Consider the following 22,444-nt stretch of genomic DNA (forward strand, 5'->3'; position numbering starts at 1 on the left):
GTCCGGGACGGCAGCCGGCGTTCGCGGGCCGGAGGTAGTCTCGGTCGTTCGGTCCGTCGTCACTCCCGGGGGAGATCACATGTCCCGCCTGCGTCCTGCCCGCGTGCTGCTCGCCGCCCTCGCGAGCCTGCTGGTGCTGCCCGTCCTGCCCGCCTCCTCCGCCGACGCCGCACCGCGCAAGAAGGTCGAGACGTGGTCGACGCCGGGCAGCACGGCCATCACGCTGACCGGGCACGGCTACGGCCACGGCCGCGGTCTCTCGCAGTACGGCGCGCAGGGCGCGGCCCTGCAGGGACTGACCTGGCAGCAGATCAACGAGTTCTACTACCCCGGGACGACCTGGGGCGAGATCAAGGGCAAGATCCGGGTGCTGATCACCGCCGACACCGGACGCGACGTGCAGGTCGTGGCCCGGTCCGGCACCAAGGTGCGCAGCCTCGAGCGCTCCCGCACGTGGCGGCTCCCCGCCAACGGCGCGAAGAAGTGGCGTCTCATCGCCAAGGGGCAGGACACCCAGGTCCAGTACACCAAGCGCGGTCCGTGGCGGACCTGGAAGAAGCTGCCGGGCCAGGCCGAGTTCTCCTCGACCGCGGGCACGCTCACCCTGGTGCTGCCCGGCGGTGCCCGCCGCGACTACCGCGGCACCCTCCAGTCGGTCGCCCCGCGCCAGAGCACCAAGCGCCAGACGGTCAACAGGCTGCCCATGGAGGCCTACCTCCGCGGCGTGGTGCCCGACGAGGTCCCGGCCCTGTGGGAGCCGGCAGCCGTCAGCGCCCAGTCGGTGGCGGCGCGCACCTACGCCGCGTTCGAGCGTGCCCACCCATCGGCGTCCCACTACGACCTCTGCGACACCAGCCAGTGCCAGGTCTACGGCGGCGTGGCGACCGAGCACCCGGCCGCCACCGCAGCGATCAAGGCCACCGCGAGGAAGGGCCTGTTCCACGACGGTCGGCCCGCCTTCACCCAGTTCTCCGCGAGCAACGGAGGATTCTCCGCAGCCGGGTCGATGCCCTACCTGGTGGCGCAGGCCGATCCCTACGACGGTGTCGCCAACCCGACGTACTCCGCCTGGACGACGACGATCGACGACACCCAGGTCGAGAAGCACTGGCCCCAGATCGGTGACCTCACCTCCATCGAGGTGACCGCTCGCGACGGCAACGGCGACCTCGGCGGCCGGGTCACCGACATGGCCTTCATCGGGACGACCGGGACGGTCCGCGTCGACGGTGACACCGTGCGGTCCTCCTTCGGCCTCTACTCCGACTGGTTCACCTTCGGCGTCACGCCGCGACAGAAGGGCCCGGCACGCTAGTGGGCCGCTCGCGCCTGTCGGCGCTGCTCGCGGGCCTCGTGCTCCTGACCGCCTGCTCGTCCGGGGGGACCTCACCCGGCGAGGGAGGCAGCCCCGCGCCCGACCCGGTCACCGACACCGAGGTCACCTCCGACGTCGACTACGTGGCGCTGGGGGACTCCTTCTCCGCGGGGCCTTTCATCGGCACCATGCGCACCGACCCCAACGGGTGCGCCCGCTCGCGGGACAACTACCCGGCGTTCCTCGCCGACTGGCTCGACGTCAAGAGCTACACCGACGTGACGTGCTCGGCCGCGACGACCGCGGACCTCACCGCCCCGATGAGGCTCTTCGACGGCACGACGGCACCGCCCCAGCTCGACGCGCTCTCGGAGGACACCGACCTGGTGACCCTCGGCATGGGCGGCAACGACTTCGGCATCTACACCTCGCTGATCCAGTGCCAGGACGGTGCGGCCTGCCCGCTCGACCGGCTGCGAGCCGATGCCGGCAAGGTCGCGGGCAACATCCGCAAGGCCGTGCGCGGGATCCGCTCGCGTGCGCCGGAGGCGACCGTCTACGTCGTCGGCTACCCCGACATCCTGCCGACCGAGGGCACGTGCGCCGCGGTCGGCGTGCCGGCCGACGTGCTCGGCCCCGTCGCCGACATCGCCGGGATCCTCAACGCGTCGCTGCGCGCAGGCGCGAAGGCCGGCGGGGCGTCGTACGTCGACATGGCGAAGCCCTCGCAGGGCCACGACGTGTGCGCGCAGCGTGGGGCGTGGATCAACGGCCCGCGGTTCCGCGCGGGTGTCGCCGCGCCGTTCCACCCCAAGCTCAACGGCATGCGTGCCATGGCCGCGGTGATCTATGAGCAGATCACCGGTGAGGAGCCGGAGAGGACCGAGTACGCCGAGCCGGACCCCGACGTCGTCGTGCTCAACGAGCCAGCCGAGGGGTAGCGGCCGTCATCCCCTCGGGTGGTTCGGCGGGCCAGCGCGTGGGCGAGCATGGCAGGACATCCACCGACGAAGGAGCATGCATGTCCGACGATGCCAAGGCGGCCAAGGAACTGGTCGAGACGCTGAAGGACGGCGAGCGCGGCTTCGCCGACGCCGCGGAGAAGGTGCGCGACGGCGAGCACGCCGAGTGGGGCGGGACGCTGGAGCGACTCTCGGCGCAGCGGGCCGGCTTCCACCGGGAGATCGTCGACCTGGGCCACGACTACGGCGACGACGTCGACGAGAGCGGGTCGGTCGCGGCGGCCGTGCACCGCGGCTGGATCTCGCTGAAGGACGCCCTGACGGGCGACGACGCGAGTGCGGTCCTCAAGGCTGCCGTCACCGGCGAGGACCACACCGTCTCGGAGTACGACAAGGCCCTGGAGATGAACCTGAGCGACGGCTTCCGCCAGGTCGTCAGCCGTCAGCGCGGAGAGGTCGTCGCTGCCCGCGACGAGGTCAAGGCGCTCCAGGCGGCGAGCTAGCCGATCACCAGCACCAGGTCGCCGCCCTCGGCGGCCTGGGTGGACGGGATCGCCAGCCGCTGGACCGTGCCCGCGATCGGGGCGGTGATCGAGGCCTCCATCTTCATGGCCTCGACCGTCGCCACCGTCTGGCCGACCTCGACGGAGTCACCCTCCGCGACGGACACGGTGACCGCGCCGTCGTAGGGCGCTGCCACGTGGCCGCTGTGGGACGGGTCGGCCTTCTCCGCGGAGGCGACGTCGGCGGCGATGCTGCGATCACGCACCTGCACCGGTCGCATCTGGCCGTCGACGGTCGCCATCACGTTGCGGAAACCGCGCTCGTCGGGCTCGCTGATCGCCTCGAGGCCGAAGATCATCTCCCGGCCCTCGCGGACCCGCACCTGGTGCTCCTCACCCCGGCGCAGGCCGTAGAGGTAGTCGATCGTCGAGACGCCCGCCAGGTCGCCGTACTTCTCCCGCGACTCGTGGAAGGCGGCCGTCGGGCCGGGGAAGAGGAGCTCGTTGAGCGTCTCGCGGCGGTCGGTCTCCAGGCTCGCCTGCTGCTCGTCGGTGAGCGTCTCGACCGGCTGCTTCCAGGTCCGGCCCGCCAGCGCCTTGCTGCGGAAGGGCTCGGGCCAGCCACCGGGCGGGTCGCCCAGCTCGCCGTTGAGGAAGCCGATCACGGAGTCCGGGACGTCGTACGACGCCGGGTCGGCCTCGAACTCGGCCGGGTCGGCCGACGCTGCGACGAGGGCCAGCGCGAGGTCGCCGACGACCTTCGACGACGGGGTCACCTTCACGACGTTGCCGAGGATGTCGTTGGCCGCGGCGTACATGTCCTCGACCTGCTCGAACTTCTCGCCGAGACCGAGTGCGATCGCCTGCTGGCGCAGGTTGGAGAGCTGCCCGCCCGGGATCTCGTGGCGGTAGACCCGACCGGTCGGGGCCGGCAGTCCGGACTCGAAGGGCGCGTAGACGCGACGCACCGCCTCCCAGTAGGGCTCCATCGCGTTGACCGCGGCGAGCGAGAGGCCGGTCTCGCGCGCGGAGTGGTCGGTCGCCGAGACGAGGGCTGACAGCGCGGGCTGCGAGGTGCCGCCGGCCATCGAGGCGGAGGCGGCGTCGACGGCGTCGACCCCGGCGTCGATCGCCGCGAGCAGCGTGGCGAGCTGGCCGCCGGGGGTGTCGTGCGTGTGCAGGTGGACCGGGAGGTCGAACCGCTCGCGCAGCGCCGTGACCAGGGTGCGGGCGGCGGGGGCGCGGAGCAGCCCGGCCATGTCCTTGATGGCCAGGACGTGGGCGCCGGCCTCGACGATCTGGTCGGCGAGGCGGAGGTAGTAGTCGAGGGTGTAGAGCCTCTCGCCGGGCGACGACAGGTCGCCGGTGTAGCAGAGGGCGACCTCGGCCACGGACGTCCCCGTCGCGCGCACGGCGTCGATGGCCGGTCGCATCTGGGAGACGTCGTTGAGGGCGTCGAAGACGCGGAACACGTCGATGCCGGTCTCGGCGGCCTCCTGGACGAAGGCCTCGGTGACCTCGGTCGGGTAGGGCGTGTAGCCGACGGTGTTGCGACCGCGCAGCAGCATCTGCAGGCCGATGTTGGGGATGGCCTCGCGCAGGGCGGCGAGCCGCTCCCACGGGTCCTCGTTGAGGAATCGGAGTGCCACGTCGTACGTCGCCCCGCCCCAGCACTCGACCGACCACAGCTGCGGCGTGGTGCGGGCGACGTGGTCGGCGACCGCGAGCAGGTCGCGGGTGCGCACCCGGGTGGCGAGCAGCGACTGGTGGGCGTCGCGGAACGTGGTGTCGGTGACGGCCACGGTGTCCTGGGCGCGCAGCCGGCGCGCGAACTCCTCGGGGCCGATGTCGCGCAGCAGCTGGCGCGTGCCGTCGGGCACCGGTTGCGAGCGGTCGAGCTGCGGCAGCTTGCTGACCGGGGTCACGGTGACGGGCGCGGCGCCGTGCGGCTGGTTGACGGTGACGTCGGCGAGGAAGTCGAGCAACCGGGTGGCGCGGTCGCCGCCGAACTGCGCCTTGAGCAGCTGCGGGTGGTCCTCGATGAAGGAGGTGGTGACACCGCCGGAGGCGAAGTCCGGGTCGGCCAGCACGGCCTGCAGGAAGCCGACGTTGGTGGAGACGCCGCGGATGCGGAACTCCAGGAGGGCGCGACGAGCCTTCTCGACGGCGGCCTCGAACGTGCGACCGCGACAGGTCAGCTTGGCCAGCATCGAGTCGAAGTGGGGGCTGATCTCGGCGCCGGTGTAGGTGGTGCCGCCGTCGAGGCGCACGCCGGGACCGCCGGGGGAGCGGTACATCGTGATCTTGCCGGTGTCGGGCCGGAAGCCGTTGGCCGGGTCCTCGGTGGTGATGCGGCACTGGAGCGCGAACCCGCGCGGCTGCACCGACTCCTGGGTGAGCTCCAGGTCGGCCAGGGTGGCGCCGGCGGCGATGCGCATCTGGGACTGCACGAGGTCGACCCCGGTGACCTCCTCGGTCACGGTGTGCTCGACCTGGATGCGCGGGTTCATCTCGATGAAGACGTACTTGCCCGACGGGTCGAGCAGGAACTCGACGGTGCCGGCGTTCTTGTAGTCGATCTCGCGGGCGAAGCGGACCGCGTCGGCGCAGATGCGGTCGCGCAGCTCGGGGTCGAGGTTGGGCGCGGGCGCGATCTCCACGACCTTCTGGTGGCGGCGCTGGACCGAGCAGTCGCGCTCGTAGAGGTGGATGACCCCGTCGTCCGACCCGGTGCCGTCGGACAGGATCTGCACCTCGATGTGGCGCGGGTCGACGACGGCCTGCTCGATGAAGACGGTCGGGTCGCCGAAGGCGCCCTCGGCCTCGCGCATGCAGGTCTCGATGGCCTCGCGCAGGTCGGCGCGGTCGTCGACGCGACGCATGCCGCGACCACCGCCGCCGGCGACGGCCTTGACGAAGAGAGGTGCCTCGATCGCCTCAGCGGCCTTCAGCAGCTCCTCGACGTCGGTGGACGGCGGCACGGACTCGAGCACCGGTACGCCGGCGGCCTTGGCCGCGGCGATCGCGCGCGCCTTGTTGCCGGTCAGGGTGAGGACGTCGGCGCTGGGGCCGATGAACGTGATGCCGTTGGCGGCGCACGCCTCGGCGAGGGCGGGGTTCTCGGAGAGGAAGCCGTAGCCGGGGTAGATCGCGTCGGCGCCGCACTGGACCGCGACCGCGACGATCGCCTCGGGATCGAGGTAGGCGCGGACCGGGTGGCCCACCTCCCCGATCTGGTAGGCCTCCTCGGCCTTCATCCGGTGCTCGGACCCGCGGTCCTCGTGGGGGAACACGGCCACCGTGCGCACGCCGATCTCACGTGCTGCGCGGAAGGCCCGGACTGCGATCTCGCCACGGTTGGCGACGAGCACCTTGGAGAACATGGGGCGAACGCTATCCAGTGGGAGTGTGACCCGCGACTCATGTCCGGCACCCGGGCACCTGCGTCAGGCCGCCTGCTGCTCCTGCGCGCGCCACCATGCGACCGTCGTCGCGAGCCCCTCGCTCATCGGGGTCGGCGCGAGCCCGAGACGCTGCTCGCTCGCGGTCGAGTCCATGACGAACGGATCGGTGAACATGTAGCCGGTCTCCGCCATCTCCCGCATCGTGCGGGAGACGACACCCATCGCGCTCATCACGCCGACCGGGATCGCGGACATCTTCGGGGTGGGCACGCCGCCGGCCCGCGCCACCATCTCGACGAGCTGCCGCTGGGTGACCGGCTCCGCGGTCGGCGCGTGCAGGAAGGAGTTCCACAGCTCGGGGGTCGCTGCGGCGGCGATCATCGCGGCGGCGAGGTCGGGGACGTAGGTGAAGGAGTGCGGCTGGTCGAGGCTGCCGAGGACGCGCATGGTCCTCCCGGCCAGGACCGTCGGGATCATCCGGTCGCCGGCGTGGGCCGTACGCACGGCGGGGCCGTAGAAGTCCGATGCGGCGACGCTGACCGTGGGTGTGCTCGACGCGTCGCGCTGGGCGAGGAGCTCGGTGCGGACACCGAGCTTGCCCGTCGTCGCGGCTCGCGGCGACGACTCGGTCATCACGCCGTCGACCCGGCCGTAGGCGTAGAGGCTCTCGGGGAACACCACGACCGCACCGGCGCGGCCGGCCGCCTCGAGGACCGCGAGCTCGGCCTGCGGCAGCTCGGCGCGCCACACCTTGGCGTCGTACGCCGATCCGTGGATGCAGTGGTGGATCGCGACCGCGCCGTCGAAGGCGCTGCCGAGGGCGGCCGGCTGCGAGACGTCGACCTCCAGACGCTCGATCAGCGGGTGGACCGGGCCGCTCCCGGAGCGTGTCAGCAGCCGGACCTGGTGGCCGGCCTCGGCGAGCTGCGTGGCGACGGTCGAACCGACGGGTCCGGCTCCGGTGACGACGTGGATGTCCATGGGTCTCTCCTGCGATCGATTGAGAGAGCACTGCTCTCGTTTTGATCAGCATGGCTCGTCGCGGCCTCAAATGCAAGAGCACCGCTCTCTTCAGTCACCGGTGCTCACGTTCGTGGCACGATGGTCACATGCCGAACGACTCCTCGCCCCGCGCCCGGGCGCGCGAGCAGACGATGCGCGACATCGTCCGCATCGGGCGCGCGCACCTCGCCACCGACGGCGCGGCCGCGCTCTCGCTCCGAGCGGTCGCCCGCGACCTGGGCCTCGTCTCGTCGGCGGTCTACCGCTACGTCGCCAGCCGCGACGAGCTGCTCACCCTGCTGGTGGTCGACGGCTACGACGAGCTGGGTGACGCCGTCGACACGGCCCTCGCCTCCGTGGACCCGACTGACTTCGCCGGCCGGATGACGGCCATCGGCCGTGCCGTCCGGGGGTGGGGGCTCGCCGAGCCGGCGACGTACGCCTTGCTCTTCGGCAGCCCCGTACCGGGTTACGAGGCGCCCGCCGAGCAGACGACCGGCTCCGGTGTCCGTGTCGTCGGCCGCCTCGTCGAGGTCTGGGAGGACGCCTGGCGAGCAGGCGCGATCGCGGTCGACGACGAGCCGCTGAAGCCTCGCCGGCTCTCCCGCGACCTCGCCCGGATCCGCCGCGAGATGGGGCTGAGCGTGCCCGAGGCACTGATCGCGCGGGGCCTCTTCGCGTGGGCGGCGCTGTTCGGCTGCGTGACCTGGGAGGTGTTCGGGCAGTACGGCACGGCGACCTTCGCCGAGCCCGCCGACCTCTTCGAGCAGCACCTCGCGGCGCTGGTGGAGTCGGTCGGCCTGGCCTAGCCCGGCCCTCAGGGCTCCAGCGCGAGCTTCCCGCCGGGGTGAGCGCCCATCAGCAGCTCGGTCGCCTCGACGGCATCGGCGAGCGCGAAGGTGCGGGCGACCGGCACGACGAGCCGACCCTCGCCGGCGAGCCGCACCAGGTCGGCGCGCACGGAGTCGCGGTAGGCCTGGCTCTCGGGGAGCGCACCGGCGATCGCGATGAAGCCCTCGTCCTTCGCGCGGTCCGGGGCGGCGATGGTGACGATCCGACTCCTGTCGGCGACGGTCGCGAGCGACACGTCGACGGCCTCGTCGGTCCCCACGCAGTCGAGGGCGGCGACCACGCCGTCGGGGGCCGCGTCACGCACGCGCTGCTCGAGCCCGTCGCCGTACGCGACCGGCGTCCCGCCGAACCGCTCGACGACGCCGAAGGACGACCCGCTCGCGGTCCCGATCGCCCTGGCGCCGAGCATCGCGGCCTGCTGCAGCACGCTCACGCCGACGGCACCCGAGGCGCCGTGGACCAGGATCGTGTCACCCTCGCCGACGCCGGTGACGTGGAGCATCTCCGCGGCCGTCGTCGCGGCGAGCAGGAGGTTCGCGGCCTCGGCGAAGGACAGTGACGCAGGCTTCGCGAACACGGCGCTGGCCGCCACCGTCACCTCGCTCGCCCACCCGCCGCTGATCCGGAACGCGAGGACCTCGTCGCCGACGGTGACGGTCCCCGAGCCGATCTCGGTGTCGGGCCCGACGGCCGTGACGACGCCCGCGACCTCGTAGCCGATGGGGCGTGGGAAGTCCTCGTCCCTGCCTCGGGCGACGTGCTTGGCGTCGGCCGGGTTCATCCCGGCGGCGCGCACCTCGATCGTGACCTCGCCGCTGCGTGGCGCGGGCGCGTCGTAGGGCTCGAAGGAGAACACCTCGAGGTCGCCGGGGCGCGTCGCGATCCAGTGCTGTGCCATGGCTCGAACGTAGCGCGAGCCTCGCGCTACGAGCGGGCGAGCGCCCGTCCCACGGCCCTCCCGGAGAAGATGCAGCCGCCGAGGAAGGTCCCCTCGAGGGCGTTGTAGCCGTGCACGCCGCCGCCACCGAAGCCGGCGACCTCGCCGGCGGCGTAGAGGCCGGGCACCCGGGAGCCGTCGGCGGCCACGCACCGGCCGTCGAGGTCGGTCTCGAGCCCGCCGAGGGTCTTGCGGGACAGGATGTTGAGGCGTACGGCGATGAGCGGGCCGTGCGAGGGGTCGAGGACCTTGTGCGGCTTCGCGACGCGGATCAGCTTGTCCGTGCGGCTGCGGCGCGCGTTGTGGATCGCCATCACCTGGACGTCCTTGGAGAAGGCGTTGTCCATCTCCCGGTCCCGCGCGACGATCTGCCGCTCGAGGTCGTCGACGTCGAGCTTCGGGCCGCGGGCGAGCTCGTTCATCCCGGTGACCAGCTCGGCGAGGGTGTCGGCCACCACGAAGTCGACGCCGTGCTCCTTGAACGCCTCGACCGGGCCGGGCGCGCCCTTGGCGAGGCGGCTCTGCGCCAGGAACTTCAGGTCCTTGCCGGTGATGTCGGGGTTCTGCTCGGATCCGGAGAGGGCGAACTCCTTCTCGATCACCGACTGGGTGAGGACGAACCACGAGTAGTCGTGTCCGGCGGCGAGGATCTGCTTCATCGCCCCGATCGAGTCGGCGCCGGGGACGCCGGACATGCCCTCGAGCCGCTTGCCGGTGGCGTCGAACCACATCGACGACGGGCCGGGCAGGATCCGGATCGCGTGGTCGGGCCAGACCGGGTCCCAGTTGTGGATGCCCTCGACGTAGGCCCACATCCGGTCCTTGTTGACCATGGTCGCGCCGGCCGTCTCGGAGATGGCCTGCATCCGACCGTCGACGTGCGCGGGCACGCCGGAGATCATGTGCTCGGGAGCCGCGCCCACGCGCGCGGTCGGCCAGCTGCGGCGCATGAGCTCGTGGTTGTGACCGATGCCGCCGCTCGTCACGGCGACAGCCGGGGCGCGCAGCTCGAAGTCGCCGGCCTGGTCGCGGCTGGACCTCACCCCCCGGGCACTGTCGTCATCGGCCAGGATCGTGCCGCGCACGCCGACGACGGCGCCGTCCTCGACGACCAGCTCGTCCACCTGGTGGCGGAAGGCGAAGCGTACGAGCCCGGCCGCCTCGGCCCGCTCGACCGGCTCGGCGAAGATCCGGACGACCTCGGGGCCGGTGCCCCAGGTGAGGTGGAAGCGGGGGACCGAGTTGCCGTGGCCGGTCGCGCGGCCGTCGCCGCGCTCGGCCCAGCCGACGAACGGCAGCGACTTGAGACCGAGCTCGTGGAGGTAGCCGCGCTTCTCGCGGTGCGCGAAGTCGACGTAGGCCTTTGCCCACTGCTGCGGCCAGAAGTCCTCGCCGCGGCCCGGGCCGTCGGTGCCGTCACCGAGCCGGTCGAACTGGGCGGAGCCCTGCCAGTCCTGCCATGCGAGCTCGGGGGAGTCGGTGATGCCCATCCGGCGCTGCTCCGGGCTGTCGACGAAGAGGAGCCCGCCGAGCGACCACCACGCCTGGCCGCCGAGGTTGGCGCGGTTCTCCTGGTCGAGGACGAGCACCTTCTTGCCGGCCAGGGCGAGCTCGTGGGTGGTGACGAGGCCGGCGAGACCGGCGCCGACGACGATGACGTCGGGGTGGAAGGTGCTCATGCGTGCTGCTCCATCGGCGAGGGGTAGTGGCGCACGATCATCTCGGCGAGCAGGCGCAGCGCCCGCTCGACGGTGCGGCCCGGTGGCGCGGTCGGGTCGGGGTCGAGGGCGGAGAACGCCAGCCCGTCGAGCATGTTGACCACGATGCTGAGGACGGCGGCGAGGTCGTCGGCGCCGAGGTGCTCGCCCCACAGGTCGGCCGCCGCAGCGAGCATCTGCGCGTGGAGCGACTCCCGGGCGGGGTGGAGCGCCACCCGGAGGTCGGCGTCGGCGCGGGCCGCGACGAGCAGCTCGCGCCAGGTCTGGTTGGTGGGGGAGAGGACCGCGCGGCGGAGGTGGCCGAGGACGGCGGCGACGTCGTCGGCGGTCGCGACGGACGCTCCTGCGACCGTCGTGCGGAAGGCCTCGACGTTGCGGGTCGCGACGTGCTCGGCGGTCGCCACGAGCAGCGCCTGTCGCGTCGGGAAGTACCGGAACAGCGCTCCCTGGCTCACGCCCGCCTCCGCGCAGACCGCGGCGGTCGAGGTGGCGGCGTACCCCCGCTCGGTCAGGCACGCCACGGTCGCGTCGAGGAGCGCGGCGATGGTGCCTTCGCGGCGCTCGGCCTGCGTACGCCGTTCGCGAGTAGTGGTCACTACGCCAGTGTCACATAGAAAGTGAGCACTTGCTATCTATGTCTCTCTGGAGTTACCGGATATCCGGGGACCGCCCCGCTTGTCACACCAGATCTCGGCCGACAAGCGGGAGACTCGGGTGCAAAAGTCGGCCTCGACCGCTCGATCAGTCCTTGATCTCGCAGATCACGGCGCCGTTGGTGACGGTGGCGCCGACCTCGGCGGAGAGGCCGGTGACGGTCCCGGCCTTGTGGGCCTTGAGCGGCTGCTCCATCTTCATCGCCTCCATCACGACGACGACGTCGCCCTCGGCGACGCTCTGGCCGTCCTCGACGGAGATCTTGACGATGGTGCCCTGCATGGGCGAGGTGACCGCGTCGCCGGACGCTGCGGCGCCGGACTTCTTCGCGGTGCGCTTGCCGGCCTTCTTCGCGCCGCCGCCGGCAGCGCCGCCGCCGCCGGAGAGCCCACCGAGCCCGGCGGGCAGGACGACCTCGAGGCGCTTGCCGCCGACCTCGACGGTGACCTTCTGCCGCTCGCCGTGCTCCTCGGCCTCGGCGGAGTCGCCGGAGTAGGGCTCGAGCTGGTTGTCGAACTCGGTCTCGATCCACTGCGTGTAGACGGTGAACTCGCCCTCGCCCGACGGGGTGGACGGCCCGACGTAGGCCGGGTCGGAGACGACGGCGCGGTGGAAGGGGATGACGGTGGGCATGCCGTCGACGACGAACTCGTCGAGGGCGCGGCGCGAGCGCTCGAGGGCCTGGGTGCGGGTGGTGCCGGTGACGATGAGCTTGGCGATGAGGGAGTCGAACGAACCCGGGATGGTCTCGCCGTTCTCGTAGCCGCCGTCGAGGCGTACGCCGGGACCGGATGGCGGTGCCCATGCGGAGAGGGTGCCGGGCGCGGGCATGAAGTTGCGCCCGCCGTCCTCGGCGTTGATGCGGAACTCGATGGAGTGGCCGCGGATCTCGGGGTCGCCGTAGCCGAGCTCCTCGCCGGCGGCGATGCGGAACATCTCGCGCACGAGGTCGATGCCGGTGACCTCCTCGGAGACGCAGTGCTCGACCTGGAGGCGGGTGTTGACCTCGAGGAAGGAGATCGTGCCGTCCTGGGCGACGAGGAACTCGCAGGTGCCGGCGCCGTAGTAGCCGGCCTCCTTGAGGATGCGCTTGGACGACTCGTACAGCTCGGTGAGCTGCGCGTCGGTGAGGAACGGCGCGGGGGCCTCCTCGACGAGCTTCTGGTTGCGGCGCTGCAGCGAGCAGTCGCGGGTGCTCACGACGACGACGTTGCCGTGCTGGTCGGCCAGGCACTGGGTCTCGACGTGGCGGGGCTTGTCCAGGAACTTCTCGACCAGGCACTCGCCGCGCCCGAAGGCGGTGACGGCCTCGCGCACGGCGGACTCGTAGGCGTCGGGGATCTCCTCGAGGGTGCGGGCGACCTTGAGGCCGCGACCGCCGCCACCGAAGACGGCCTTGATCGCGACCGGGAGCCCGTTGGCCTTCGCGAACTCGACGACCTCGTCGGCGTCGGCGACCGGGTCCTTGGTGCCCGGCGCGAGCGGGGCGTCGGCGCGGTCGGCGATGTGCTTGGCCTTCGCCTTGTCGCCGAGGGCCTCGATCGCCGCGGGCGGGGGGCCGATCCAGACCAGCCCGGCGTCGATGACGGCCTGGGCGAAGTCGGCGTTCTCGGCGAGGAAGCCGTAGCCCGGGTGCACGGAGTCGGCGCCGGTGTCGTGGGCGACCTTGATGATCTTGGCGATGTCGAGGTAGGACTCGGCCGGCGTCGCACCGCCGAGGGAGTGGGCCTCGTCGGCGAGCCGGACGAAGAGGGCGTCGCGGTCGGGGTCGGCGTAGACCGCGACGGAGCCGATGCCGGCGTCCTTGCAGGCGCGGATCACGCGGACGGCGATCTCGCCACGGTTGGCGATGAGGACCTTCTTCAAGCTCACGCGAGGACTCCTGGGGGGTGACTCGAGGCTGGGCTGTGGGCGGCCGTGATGCGTACCGCTGGGCAGGCTACCGCGACCGGACGGCGTCGGGACTCCTGCCCGATGTGATGGAGGCCACGTCGACGCCACGTGTTCTAGCCTTCCCCCGTGACCGGCTTCAGCACGTCTGCTGTCCTGGCCATCCTGCTCGGCGCGCTGCTCGTGCCGGTGGCGTTCGTGCCCTACGTGGCCTGGACCTACCGACGCCGCGGCACGCTCGGGTTCGGCCACGCGCTCATCGCGGTGGCAGCCATCGTGTCGGCGTTGGCGCTGTGGACCTTCACCATCCTCCCGCTTCCCGACCCGAGCACGATCTCCTGCTCGCCGGGCGTCCGCCCGCAGCTGGTTCCCCTCGCCTCCCTGCGGGACCTCGAGCTCGGGCGCAACGGCGTCCGGGACCCGGCGCTGCTGCAGCTCGTGCTCAACGTGGCGCTCTTCGTGCCGTTCGGGATGCTCGTACGCCACCTCGCCCCGGGGGTGCGTGCTCGCACGGTGGTCGCGCTCGGCTTCGCCACCTCCCTGCTCATCGAGCTGACCCAGCTGACGGGGGTGTGGGGCGTCTACCCGTGCGCCTACCGCCTGTTCGACGTGGACGACCTCCTCACCAACACCGTGGGCGCGGTGGTCGGGGTCGCACTGGCGCCGTTGCTCGCCAAGGTCCCGGGCCAGGAGGTCGTGCCGACCGACCAGCCACGCCGGGTCACCCGGGCGCGGCGCCTGCTCGGCATGGCGGTCGACGTGGTGTCGGTCTACCTGGTGACGCTCCTCGTGCTGCTGCCGGTGACGATCGCCGCCCGCCGGGCCGACTGGACCTCGGACCGGGCCACGTTCGACCGCGTGGACGGAGCCACGACCCTCGCGGTGTCCGTCCTCCTGCTGCTGGTCGTCCCGCTGGCGGCGCGGGGCGTCACGCTCGGCCAGCTCAGCACCTTCGTCCGGCCGATCGGGCCCGACGGTGCGCCGCCACCGGTGATCTCACGACTGGCGCGGTGGGCCACGGGTTCGGGGGCCTACTTCGTCCTCGCCGCGCTCGGTGACCTGACCGGCACCGAGCTCTTCTCGCGGCTGGGCACCCTGCTCCTCGCCGTGTCCGCCGCCTACGTCGTGCTGCGTCACCCGCGCGGGCTGTCCGGGGTCGCGTCGCGCACGACCCTCGTCGACTCCCGGGACCGCGGGACGAGCACGCGTGCCCTCGGTGTCGATCCCCGCAGCCTGGGCCTGGCCGTCGTCGCCACCGTCCTGACCGCCAACGTGCTCGTGGCCGGCCTCGCGGCGGTGGGCGCGGTCGCCCCCCGCGTGAGCGCCGTGGTCTACGTCGTGGCCGGCGCGCTGCTGATGGCGGCCGCCGTCGCGGTCGTGCCCTACCTGCTGGTCAACGGCGTGGTCGTGATCCGCAAGGAGGGGCTGAGCGTGACCACCCTCCTGCCGCTCGCGACCGGGGCGGCGCCCGTCGTCGTCGCCGGCGTCCTGGTGCTGGCCCTCGCGCTCGATCTTCCCTGGGTGGCTGCGGCAGCGCTGGGTGCGCTCGTGGTGCTCGGTTACCTCGGGTTCCTGGTGGTCGCCTTCCTGGGCTACGGACGCTGGTACGCCCGCCGTCCTCCTCGCGGTCGAGTGGACGCCGTGGTGGTGCTCGGGTCGCGGATCTTCGGGGACCGGGTGCCGCCGCTGCTCGCCGCCCGGGTCGACCGGGGCGTCGAGGTGCTGCTGGACCAGCTCGTCGACGAGGTGGAGTCGGCGGCCGTGCTGGTGTGCTCCGGCGGCCAGGGGCCCGACGAGACCATGGCCGAGGGCACCGCGATGGCAGCCCACGCCGTGGACCAGGGTGCGCCGGCCGACCGCGTGCTGGCCGAGACCGGGTCCCGCACCACGCAGCAGAACATCGTGCTCTCGCGCGACCTCCTCCGAGCGCGGGGGATCGACGGTCCGATGGTCGTCACCACCAACGACTTCCACGCTTTCCGCGCCGCGCTGGTCACGCGGGACGCCGGTGTGGTGGCCCAGGTGGTCGGCGCGCCGACCGCGCACTACTACTTCCCCGCGGCGGCACTGCGGGAGTTCGTGGCCCTGCTGGCGCGCAATCCCGTGGCGCACCTCTCGGTGTCGCTCGGGCTCTTCCTCGTGTCCGGCGCGACCGCGCTCCTCGTGCTGATGAGGTGATCGCGCGACCGGCGAGGTTAGCGATCGTTAACCATTCGGGCTAAGGTGCGGTCATGACCTTCGAGCTGTCACCCGAGCACGAGCAGTTCCGCCACAGCGTCCGCGACTTCGCAGAGGCCGAGATCGCCCCGCACGCGGCGCAGTGGGACCGCGACCACCACTTCCCGACCGATGTGGTGGCGAAGATGGGCGCGCTGGGGTTGATGGGCCTCACGGCACCGGAGGAGTTCGGCGGTGCGGGGATGGCGGGCGAGGACGGCGGCTTCACCTCGTTGTGCCTGGCGATCGAGGAGATCGGTCGGGTCGACCAGTCGATGGGCATCACGCTCGAGGCCGCCGTCGGTCTGGGCATCAACCCGATCCTGACCTACGGCACCGACGCGCAGAAGAAGGACTGGCTCCCGGCGCTGGTGGCGGGTGAGCGGCTCGCGGGGTTCGGGCTGACCGAGCCCGGCGCCGGTTCGGACGCCGGCGCGACGAAGACCAAGGCCGTGCTCGCGGACGGTGAGTGGGTGGTCAACGGCGCCAAGCAGTTCATCACCAACTCGGGATCGTCGATCACCTCGCTGGTCACGGTCACCGCCCGGACCGGCGAGCGCTCCGACGGGCGCGCGGAGATCTCGACGATCATCGTCCCGTCCGACACGCCGGGCTTCACCGCGGAGAAGGCCTACGACAAGCTCGGCTGGCACGCCTCCGACACACACCCGCTGTCGTTCACCGACGCCCGGGTGCCCGAGGCGAACCTCCTGGGCGAGCGGGGGCGCGGATACGCCCAGTTCCTCGCGACCCTCGACGACGGCCGGGTCGCCATCGCCGCGCTCGCGGTCGGGTGCATCCAGGCGTGCCTGGACATGTCGCTGCAGTACGCCGGTGAGCGGCAGACCTTCGGCGGGCCGATCGGGCGCAAGCAGGGTGTGGCCTTCCAGGTCTCGGACCTGCAGGTGATGCTGGACGCGTCGCGGCTGCTGACCTACAAGGCGGCAGCCATGAAGGACGCGATGGACGCCGGCTCCTCGTCGGTCAGCATGGCCGCCTTCAAGCAGGCCGCTGCGGTGGCGAAGCTCTACGCGACGGAGTCGGCGGTCACGGCGACGCGGATCGCGACCCAGGTCTTCGGTGGCTACGGCTTCATGGAGGAGTACCCGGTCGTGCGGTTCTACCGCGACGCGAAGGTCCTCGAGATCGGCGAGGGCACCTCGGAGGTCCAGCGGATGCTCATCGCGCGCGGCCTCGGCCTGCCGGTCGAGTAGGCCCCACGGCCCGCGCGTGGCTCAGGCCGGACGCGGGGCGTACATGATCACCGCGACCCCGACCAGGCAGATGCACGCGCCGGCCACGTCGTAGCGGTCCGGGCGGAAGCCGTCGACCACCATCCCCCACGCCAACGACCCTGCGACGAACACACCGCCGTAGGCCGCCAGGATGCGGCCGAAGTCGGCGTCGGGCTGCAGGGTCGCGACCAGGCCGTAGAGGCCGAGCGCGATGAAGCCGGCCCCGATCCAGAGCCAGCCGCGGTGCTCGCGCACGCCCTGCCACACCAGCCACGCACCCCCGATCTCCGCGACGGCGGCGAGCGCGAAGAGCACGAGCGACTTGGCGACGGTCATGGCGCAGAGTCTGGCAGTCGTGCGGATCTCCGCCTCCCGGCGGATCCCGGGCGAGGCGGCGGGACCTACGCTCGCCCCATGCCCCGCCTGACGTCCCGCGCCCTCGAGTGGTTCGGTGTGGACGACACGTGGGAGCGCCCGCGCCCGGCCGTGGGGCGGCAGGACGTCGTGCTGGCTGTGAGCGTCGAGGCGGTGAGCCTGCTGGCCCTCGAGCTGGTGCGCAGCGCGGGTGGGCTCACCCACACCGACATCCCCTGGTGGGGGCAGTGGCTGGCGGTGTCGTCGGGCGCCGTGCTGCTGCTCGGGCGACGGCGGTGGCCGCTCACGGTCGCCCTGCTGGCCGCGGCGCACATGTTCGTCGCCGGGGTGACGATGCCGGAGGTGATGGGGCAGCTGTCGCTGCAGATCATCTACTTCGTCGCGCTGCTCTCCGGTGTCGCGTGGGCACGCGACCGGCGGGCCACGGTGGTCGTGGTGGGCACCATCGTCCTGTTCATGTTCGCCTGGCTCGGCTGGCAGTTCGCCGTCGGGTCGGCCGTGCAGGGCTGGATGGACGACGAGGACCTGAGCGAGACCACCGGCTTCTTCCCGGCGATCCCCGCGGCGGTGCTGATCACCCTCCTCGTCAACGCCCTCTACTTCGGCGGCGCGATCGTGGGTGGGGGCGTGTCGTGGCGCGCTGCCCGCCAGCGCGCCCGGTTGGAGTCCCAGGCCACCACCATCGCTGCCCAGGCCGGCCGTCTGCGCGACCAGGCCGTCGTCGACGAGAGGCTCCGCATCGCCCGCGACCTCCATGACGTGGTCGCCCACGGCGTGTCCGCGATGGGCATCCAGGCGGGTGCCGCGCGGCGGGTCCTCGACCGCGACCCGGACGCCGCACGCAGGGCGCTCTCCCACGTCGAGGAGGCCTCTCGCGACGCGGTCACCCAGATGCGCCACCTGCTGGGGACGTTGCGCGAGAGCACGGGCGACCGCACGAGCCCCACCGACGAGGGACGCACGACCGACGCGGGCGTCTGCGACCTCGCCGACCTGGTCGCCGAGGTCGGCGGCCAGGGACTGGCCGTGACCCTCGACGTGGTCGAGACCCAGCCCGGTGCGTCGGGACGGCTCCCGCGAGGGATCGGGCTCGCGGTCTACCGCACGGTCCAGGAGGCGCTCACCAACGTCCGCCGCCACTCGACCGCCGACACCGTCTCGGTCGTCGTACGCATCGACGAGGCCCAGCCGCGGCCCTACGCCGAGGCGGAGGTCGTCGACAACGGCCGACCGCGGCACGGCACCTCGGGCAGCGGGCTGGGCCAGCTCGGCATCCGCGAGCGCGCGGCGACCCACGACGGACAGGTCGACATCGGGCCCCGGATGACCGGCGGCTACCGGGTCCGGGTGCGCTACCCGCTGAAGGGCTCGGCATGATCGGGGCCATGACGAACGGGCTGGTCGAGCCGTTGCGGGTGCTGCTGGTCGACGACCACGCGATGGTCCGCTCGGGCTTCGCGATGGTGCTGTCGGTCGAGGACGACATCGAGGTCGTGGGCGAGGCCGCCGACGGCCTGCAGGCCATCGAGATGGCGCGCGTGACGAGGCCCGACGTCGTGCTGATGGACGTGCAGATGCCTCGGATGGACGGCATCGAGGCGACGCGGCACCTCGTCGCCGACGACCTCGGTCACGTGGTCATCGTGACGACCTTCGACCGCGACGACTACCTCTTCGACGCGCTCCAGGCAGGGGCGAGCGGCTTCCTGCTGAAGAACGCCGGTCCCGAGCAGCTCCTCGACGCCGTGCGCGCTGCCGGCCGCGGCCACGCGCTGCTCGCCCCCGAGGTGACCCGGCGCGTGATCGGCCGGATGGCGGGGGAGGACGCGCCGACCGACCGGCCTGAGCCTGCGGAGCTCGCGCACCTCACCGCACGCGAGCGCGAGGTGCTCGTGATGCTCGGGCGCGGCCTGTCCAACGCCGAGATCGCCGCCGACCTCGTCCTCGGCGAGGCGACGGTCAAGACCCACGTCTCCAACGTGCTGGCCAAGCTGCACCTGCGCGATCGGGTGCAGGCGGTGATCTTCGCCTACGAGGCCGGACTCATCCTCCCGACGGAGGAGTGACCCGACGCGCGTGGGCGGGGTTCCGACGCACGGGGGATCCCTCGCGGCGCCCGCGGCCCTAGCGTCGTGGCCATGTTGGAGATCCGAGAGCTGACCAGGCGGTTCGGCGACAAGACAGCCGTCGACCGCGTGTCCTTCGAGGTGCCCGCGGGCTTGATGACGGGGTTCGTCGGCGGCAACGGCGCGGGCAAGACCACGACCATGCGGATGGTCATGGGCGTGCTCGGCATCGACGACGGAGAGGTGCTGTGGGGGGATCGCCCGATCACCCGGCTGGACCGTCGCTCGTTCGGCTACATGCCCGAGGAGCGCGGCCTCTACCCGAAGCAGCCGATCCTCGACCAGCTGGTGTACGTCGCCCAGCTCAAGGGCATGGCCCGCACCGAGGCGCGCAGCGAGGTGCAGGAGCTCCTCGAGCGCTTCGGGCTCGGGGAGCGCGCCAAGGACCACCTCGAGAAGCTCTCGCTGGGCAACCAGCAGCGGGTGCAGATCATCGCCTCGGTGCTGCCGAAGCCGGCCGCGCTGATCCTGGACGAGCCGTTCTCCGGGCTCGACCCGGTCGCGGTCGACTCGATGGTCGACCTGCTGCGCGAGTACACCCGTGACGACGTGCCGGTCCTCTTCTCCAGCCACCAGCTCGACCTCGTCGAGCGTCTGTGCGACCGACTGGTCGTGCTGTCCCATGGCCGCCGGGTCGCCGCCGGGACCGTGTCGGAGCTGCGCGACGCGGGGGTGCCGCGCTTCCGACTGGTCCTCGGCGGCGACGCCGGCTGGGTCCGCGACCTCCGTGGGCTCGAGGTCCTCGACCTGGACGGCACCACCGCCCTGGTCGAGGTCCAGCAGGAGGGTGCCGAGCAGCACCTGGTCGCCGAGGCCACGAGCCGCGGCGACGTCCACGAGTTCGTCCGGGTGCGCCCGGCTCTGAGCGAGATCTACCGGGAGGCCACCGCATGAGCACCCAGCACACCCCGAGCGACGACCGACGCACCCGGACCGAGAGCGGCAACGAGCCGGCGTGGCTGCTGGTCACCCGGCGTGAGGTCGTCTCGCGCATCACCGACAAGTCCTTCCTCATCGGCACCGTGCTGATGGTGGCGATGCTGGCAGGCTTCATCGGCTTCACCGCCTGGCAGGACGGCAAGACCGACAGCGTCACCCTCGGTGCCACGCCCGATGCGGTCGCGATGGCGACCGCGGTCAAGGACGCTGCGCCGGAGGTCGACGACAGCGTCAAGATCACGCTCGTCGACCTCGACGACGAGGACGCGGCCAAGGCTGCGCTGCGTGAGGACGACATCGATGCCTGGCTCCACCCCGCCGACGACGGCTGGCAGCTCACCTCGGAGTCCAGCGAGCAGGACTCGCTGACCACCGTGGTGCAGACCGTCGTGCGCCAGACGGTTCTGGCCGACAACGCCGCGAAGGTCGGCACGTCGGTCGCCGACCTCGAGGCCGGGACGACCGTGTCCACCGACTTCCTGCGCGGTGACGCCGAGAAGGCCTCCGTGGCGCAGGCCGTCGGCTTCGTGTTCGTCTTCCTGTTCTACCTGTCCGCGCTGATCTTCGGCATGCAGCTCGCGTCGTCGGTGATCGAGGAGAAGCAGAGCCGGATCGTGGAGATCATCGCCGCGGCGATCCCGCTGCGCCAGCTGCTCGCCGGGAAGGTGCTCGGCAACACCGCGCTGGCGATGATCCAGCTCCTGATCTACCTCGCGGTGGGGCTCGTGGGGCTGTCGTTCACGTCGTACTCCTCCTACGTCCCGGCACTCTCCGGGCCGGCCGCGTGGTTCATCGGCTTCTTCCTGGCCGGCTTCGTCGCGCTGGCCTGCCTGTGGGCGGTCGCGGGGTCGCTGGCCTCACGTGCCGAGGACCTGCAGACGACCTCCACGCCGCTCACCATGCTGATGCTGGTGATGTTCTTCGGCGGCATCTCCCTCGACGGCCGCGGCCAGGTGATCGCGTCGTTCATCCCGCCGGTCTCGGCGGTCGTGATGCCGAAGCGGATCCTCGCCGGTGGCGTCGAGTGGTGGGAGCCGCTCCTCGCGCTGGGCCTGCTGGCCGCGTTCGCGGCGGTCACGGTCATGGTCGGTGAGCGTCTCTACCGCAGGGCGCTGCTCCAGACCGGGGGTCGGGTCAGCCTGCGCCAGGCGTGGTCCACGGCCGAGTAGGCCGGGGCCGGGAGGCTCAGGAGAAGAGGCCGAGGATCGACGAGGCGCCGTAGACGACGACCCAGAACCGCAGGCCCCGGCCCAGCGTCCCGGTGATCAGGAAGATCCACATCGGCACCCGCAGCATGCCGGCCAGCACCGCGGTGACGGCGTACGGCGGGAAGCCGGTGAAGGCGGACACGAACAGAAGGCCGGCCGTGAACCACGGCCGGCCTTCTGCCCGTTGGTGCCACTTGTCGAGGGCCGCCTTGGCCCTCGGCTTCTGCAGCTGTCGGTTGACCCAGGGGGCACGCTCGATGTGCATGCCACCCCAGTACCAGAGGATCTTGCCGAGCATCTGGCCGATCGTGGCGGCGACGACCAGGCCCCACGCGTGGCTCGGGGCCTGGCTGACAGCGACGGCCAGGATCGCCTCGATGTTGATGAGGGGCAGGAGGGCGGAGCCGATCGACGCGCCCAGCACGCTCCAGAAGAGCACCATCAGGCGCGCGCTCCGGGCACCGGGAGTCCGATCCGCACCAGACGGTGCAGCGAGACGCACTTGAGGACCAGCAGGGCGGTGGCGATGGCCAGGCCGACCCACATCCACCCGGTGACCAGGAGCAGCACGGCGAAGAGCGCGCTGTTGACGGCCTTGGCGGGCTTGGACCAGTTCCACAGCCAGATCGGCCGGTCGATGACGAAGAAGTAGTTGGGGCTGCGCACCGGCCAGGCCAGGAAGGCGATCGACAGGAAGCAGTCGACCACCATGAACTCGGCGAGGTAGACGAAGATCGCCGGTGACAGGTCGGGCTGGAGCCATGCCAGCCCGATGTAGAACGCCGCGGCGTTGAGCCGGTCGCAGAGGATGTCGAGGACCGCGCCGATGCGGGTCTCGCAGTCCCGGACGCGGGCGTAGAACCCGTCAAGCATGTCGCCCAGCCAGTAGACGCCGAGCGCGACGACGAGCAGGGTCAGGCTCTCCTGGTGCGCCGCGAGCGCGGCGAGCACGACCGAGGCGATGGTGCGGACCGCGGTGATCACGGTGGCGCCGGTGAGCAGCCGTTCCTCGCGCACGCCGTAGAGGTTGTCGGGATCGGGAACGGGCTGTGCCCGGACACGCTCGGACGTCACGCTCTCCCCGCCTCCCACGTCGGAGAATGCTAG

The 22,444-nt window shown here is 71.9% G+C and carries 19 protein-coding genes; 10 read left to right on the top strand and 9 right to left on the bottom strand.

What is annotated here, in order from left to right:
• Window positions 1-79: 79 nt before the first annotated feature.
• The 3 genes from IEZ25_RS06345 to IEZ25_RS06355 all read left to right on the top strand — a co-directional run bounded on the left by IEZ25_RS06345 (window position 80) and on the right by IEZ25_RS06355 (window position 2,780).
• Entirely contained in the window at window positions 80-1,315 is a 1,236-nt protein-coding gene (locus tag IEZ25_RS06345) for a SpoIID/LytB domain-containing protein (protein ID WP_191198547.1), read from the top strand.
• Window positions 1,315-2,256 (top strand): SGNH/GDSL hydrolase family protein, encoded by a 942-nt coding sequence (locus tag IEZ25_RS06350; RefSeq protein WP_191198548.1) that lies wholly within the window; start codon window positions 1,315-1,317, stop codon window positions 2,254-2,256. Before IEZ25_RS06345 ends, IEZ25_RS06350 begins: the two co-directional genes overlap by 1 nt.
• Window positions 2,257-2,336: 80 nt before the next feature.
• Window positions 2,337-2,780 carry a ferritin-like domain-containing protein gene (locus IEZ25_RS06355; RefSeq protein ID WP_191198549.1) on the top strand — a complete coding sequence of 148 codons (444 nt, stop codon included), beginning with the start codon at window positions 2,337-2,339 and terminating at the stop codon, window positions 2,778-2,780.
• On the opposite strand, the gene IEZ25_RS06360 is transcribed toward IEZ25_RS06355, so the two are convergent.
• Complete coding sequence (locus IEZ25_RS06360; RefSeq protein ID WP_191198550.1) at window positions 2,777-6,163, bottom strand: pyruvate carboxylase; 3,387 nt, start codon at window positions 6,161-6,163, stop codon at window positions 2,777-2,779. The genes IEZ25_RS06355 and IEZ25_RS06360 overlap by 4 nt on opposite strands.
• Window positions 6,164-6,226: 63 nt before the next feature.
• The gene (locus tag IEZ25_RS06365) at window positions 6,227-7,165 is read right to left on the bottom strand and encodes an NAD-dependent epimerase/dehydratase family protein (protein ID WP_191198551.1); all 939 of its coding nucleotides are present in this window, start codon (window positions 7,163-7,165) and stop codon (window positions 6,227-6,229) included.
• 128 nt (window positions 7,166-7,293) lie between these two features.
• Between IEZ25_RS06365 and IEZ25_RS06370 the strand changes: the two genes are divergently transcribed.
• Entirely contained in the window at window positions 7,294-7,995 is a 702-nt protein-coding gene (locus tag IEZ25_RS06370; RefSeq protein ID WP_191198552.1) for a TetR/AcrR family transcriptional regulator, read from the top strand.
• A gap of 8 nt (window positions 7,996-8,003) precedes the next feature.
• Here the strand turns inward: IEZ25_RS06370 and IEZ25_RS06375 are convergent, their stop codons facing one another.
• The 4 genes from IEZ25_RS06375 to IEZ25_RS06390 all read right to left on the bottom strand — a co-directional run bounded on the left by IEZ25_RS06375 (window position 8,004) and on the right by IEZ25_RS06390 (window position 13,219).
• The gene (locus tag IEZ25_RS06375) at window positions 8,004-8,936 is read right to left on the bottom strand and encodes an NADP-dependent oxidoreductase (RefSeq protein WP_191198553.1); all 933 of its coding nucleotides are present in this window, start codon (window positions 8,934-8,936) and stop codon (window positions 8,004-8,006) included.
• Between the two features lie 26 nt (window positions 8,937-8,962).
• A complete protein-coding gene (locus IEZ25_RS06380) occupies window positions 8,963-10,654 on the bottom strand; it encodes an FAD-binding dehydrogenase (protein ID WP_191198554.1) in 1,692 nt (563 codons plus the stop codon).
• On the bottom strand, window positions 10,651-11,289 hold the full coding sequence (locus tag IEZ25_RS06385; RefSeq protein ID WP_191198555.1) for a TetR/AcrR family transcriptional regulator: 639 nt from the start codon (window positions 11,287-11,289) through the stop codon (window positions 10,651-10,653). Before IEZ25_RS06385 ends, IEZ25_RS06380 begins: the two co-directional genes overlap by 4 nt.
• 145 nt (window positions 11,290-11,434) lie before the next feature.
• Entirely contained in the window at window positions 11,435-13,219 is a 1,785-nt protein-coding gene (locus IEZ25_RS06390; RefSeq protein WP_318152074.1) for an acetyl/propionyl/methylcrotonyl-CoA carboxylase subunit alpha, read from the bottom strand.
• A 147-nt stretch (window positions 13,220-13,366) separates the two neighbouring features.
• Here IEZ25_RS06390 and IEZ25_RS06395 point away from each other — a divergent pair, with 147 nt between their 5' ends.
• The gene (locus IEZ25_RS06395; protein ID WP_191198556.1) at window positions 13,367-15,415 is read left to right on the top strand and encodes an ElyC/SanA/YdcF family protein; all 2,049 of its coding nucleotides are present in this window, start codon (window positions 13,367-13,369) and stop codon (window positions 15,413-15,415) included.
• 53 nt (window positions 15,416-15,468) lie between these two features.
• The gene (locus IEZ25_RS06400; protein WP_191198557.1) at window positions 15,469-16,668 is read left to right on the top strand and encodes an acyl-CoA dehydrogenase family protein; all 1,200 of its coding nucleotides are present in this window, start codon (window positions 15,469-15,471) and stop codon (window positions 16,666-16,668) included.
• 21 nt (window positions 16,669-16,689) lie between these two features.
• Here the strand turns inward: IEZ25_RS06400 and IEZ25_RS06405 are convergent, their stop codons facing one another.
• A complete protein-coding gene (locus IEZ25_RS06405) occupies window positions 16,690-17,025 on the bottom strand; it encodes a YnfA family protein (RefSeq protein ID WP_191198558.1) in 336 nt (111 codons plus the stop codon).
• Between the two features lie 78 nt (window positions 17,026-17,103).
• Here IEZ25_RS06405 and IEZ25_RS06410 point away from each other — a divergent pair, with 78 nt between their 5' ends.
• The 4 genes from IEZ25_RS06410 to IEZ25_RS06425 all read left to right on the top strand — a co-directional run bounded on the left by IEZ25_RS06410 (window position 17,104) and on the right by IEZ25_RS06425 (window position 21,298).
• On the top strand, window positions 17,104-18,441 hold the full coding sequence (locus tag IEZ25_RS06410; RefSeq protein ID WP_191198559.1) for a sensor histidine kinase: 1,338 nt from the start codon (window positions 17,104-17,106) through the stop codon (window positions 18,439-18,441).
• A gap of 8 nt (window positions 18,442-18,449) precedes the next feature.
• A complete protein-coding gene (locus IEZ25_RS06415) occupies window positions 18,450-19,130 on the top strand; it encodes a response regulator (RefSeq protein WP_191198560.1) in 681 nt (226 codons plus the stop codon).
• A gap of 72 nt (window positions 19,131-19,202) precedes the next feature.
• On the top strand, window positions 19,203-20,084 hold the full coding sequence (locus IEZ25_RS06420) for an ABC transporter ATP-binding protein (RefSeq protein ID WP_191198561.1): 882 nt from the start codon (window positions 19,203-19,205) through the stop codon (window positions 20,082-20,084).
• Window positions 20,081-21,298: an ABC transporter permease gene (locus tag IEZ25_RS06425; protein ID WP_191198562.1), complete on the top strand. Its 1,218-nt coding sequence runs from the start codon at window positions 20,081-20,083 to the stop codon at window positions 21,296-21,298. Before IEZ25_RS06420 ends, IEZ25_RS06425 begins: the two co-directional genes overlap by 4 nt.
• Window positions 21,299-21,314: 16 nt before the next feature.
• Here the strand turns inward: IEZ25_RS06425 and IEZ25_RS06430 are convergent, their stop codons facing one another.
• The gene (locus IEZ25_RS06430) at window positions 21,315-21,779 is read right to left on the bottom strand and encodes a YqaA family protein (RefSeq protein WP_191198563.1); all 465 of its coding nucleotides are present in this window, start codon (window positions 21,777-21,779) and stop codon (window positions 21,315-21,317) included.
• The gene (locus IEZ25_RS06435; RefSeq protein WP_318152075.1) at window positions 21,779-22,411 is read right to left on the bottom strand and encodes a CDP-alcohol phosphatidyltransferase family protein; all 633 of its coding nucleotides are present in this window, start codon (window positions 22,409-22,411) and stop codon (window positions 21,779-21,781) included. Before IEZ25_RS06435 ends, IEZ25_RS06430 begins: the two co-directional genes overlap by 1 nt.
• Between the last annotated feature and the right edge of the window lie 33 nt (window positions 22,412-22,444).

The organism is Nocardioides hwasunensis (genome assembly GCF_014779665.1).
In the GTDB taxonomy this organism is placed as follows: Bacteria; Actinomycetota; Actinomycetes; order Propionibacteriales; family Nocardioidaceae; genus Nocardioides; species Nocardioides hwasunensis.

Bases quoted from the DNA above. Each gene is read 5' to 3' on its own strand.
- IEZ25_RS06420 (WP_191198561.1), top strand. From the start codon at position 19,203: ATGTTGGAGATCCGAGAGCTGACCAGGCGGTTCGGCGACAAGACAGCC.
- IEZ25_RS06375 (WP_191198553.1), bottom strand. From the start codon at position 8,936: ATGGCACAGCACTGGATCGCGACGCGCCCCGGCGACCTCGAGGTGTTC.
- IEZ25_RS06345 (WP_191198547.1), top strand. From the start codon at position 80: ATGTCCCGCCTGCGTCCTGCCCGCGTGCTGCTCGCCGCCCTCGCGAGC.
- IEZ25_RS06360 (WP_191198550.1), bottom strand. From the start codon at position 6,163: ATGTTCTCCAAGGTGCTCGTCGCCAACCGTGGCGAGATCGCAGTCCGG.
- IEZ25_RS06425 (WP_191198562.1), top strand. From the start codon at position 20,081: ATGAGCACCCAGCACACCCCGAGCGACGACCGACGCACCCGGACCGAG.
- IEZ25_RS06365 (WP_191198551.1), bottom strand. From the start codon at position 7,165: ATGGACATCCACGTCGTCACCGGAGCCGGACCCGTCGGTTCGACCGTC.
- IEZ25_RS06400 (WP_191198557.1), top strand. From the start codon at position 15,469: ATGACCTTCGAGCTGTCACCCGAGCACGAGCAGTTCCGCCACAGCGTC.
- IEZ25_RS06370 (WP_191198552.1), top strand. From the start codon at position 7,294: ATGCCGAACGACTCCTCGCCCCGCGCCCGGGCGCGCGAGCAGACGATG.
- IEZ25_RS06405 (WP_191198558.1), bottom strand. From the start codon at position 17,025: ATGACCGTCGCCAAGTCGCTCGTGCTCTTCGCGCTCGCCGCCGTCGCG.
- IEZ25_RS06415 (WP_191198560.1), top strand. From the start codon at position 18,450: ATGACGAACGGGCTGGTCGAGCCGTTGCGGGTGCTGCTGGTCGACGAC.
- IEZ25_RS06410 (WP_191198559.1), top strand. From the start codon at position 17,104: ATGCCCCGCCTGACGTCCCGCGCCCTCGAGTGGTTCGGTGTGGACGAC.
- IEZ25_RS06355 (WP_191198549.1), top strand. From the start codon at position 2,337: ATGTCCGACGATGCCAAGGCGGCCAAGGAACTGGTCGAGACGCTGAAG.
- IEZ25_RS06380 (WP_191198554.1), bottom strand. From the start codon at position 10,654: ATGAGCACCTTCCACCCCGACGTCATCGTCGTCGGCGCCGGTCTCGCC.
- IEZ25_RS06430 (WP_191198563.1), bottom strand. From the start codon at position 21,779: ATGGTGCTCTTCTGGAGCGTGCTGGGCGCGTCGATCGGCTCCGCCCTC.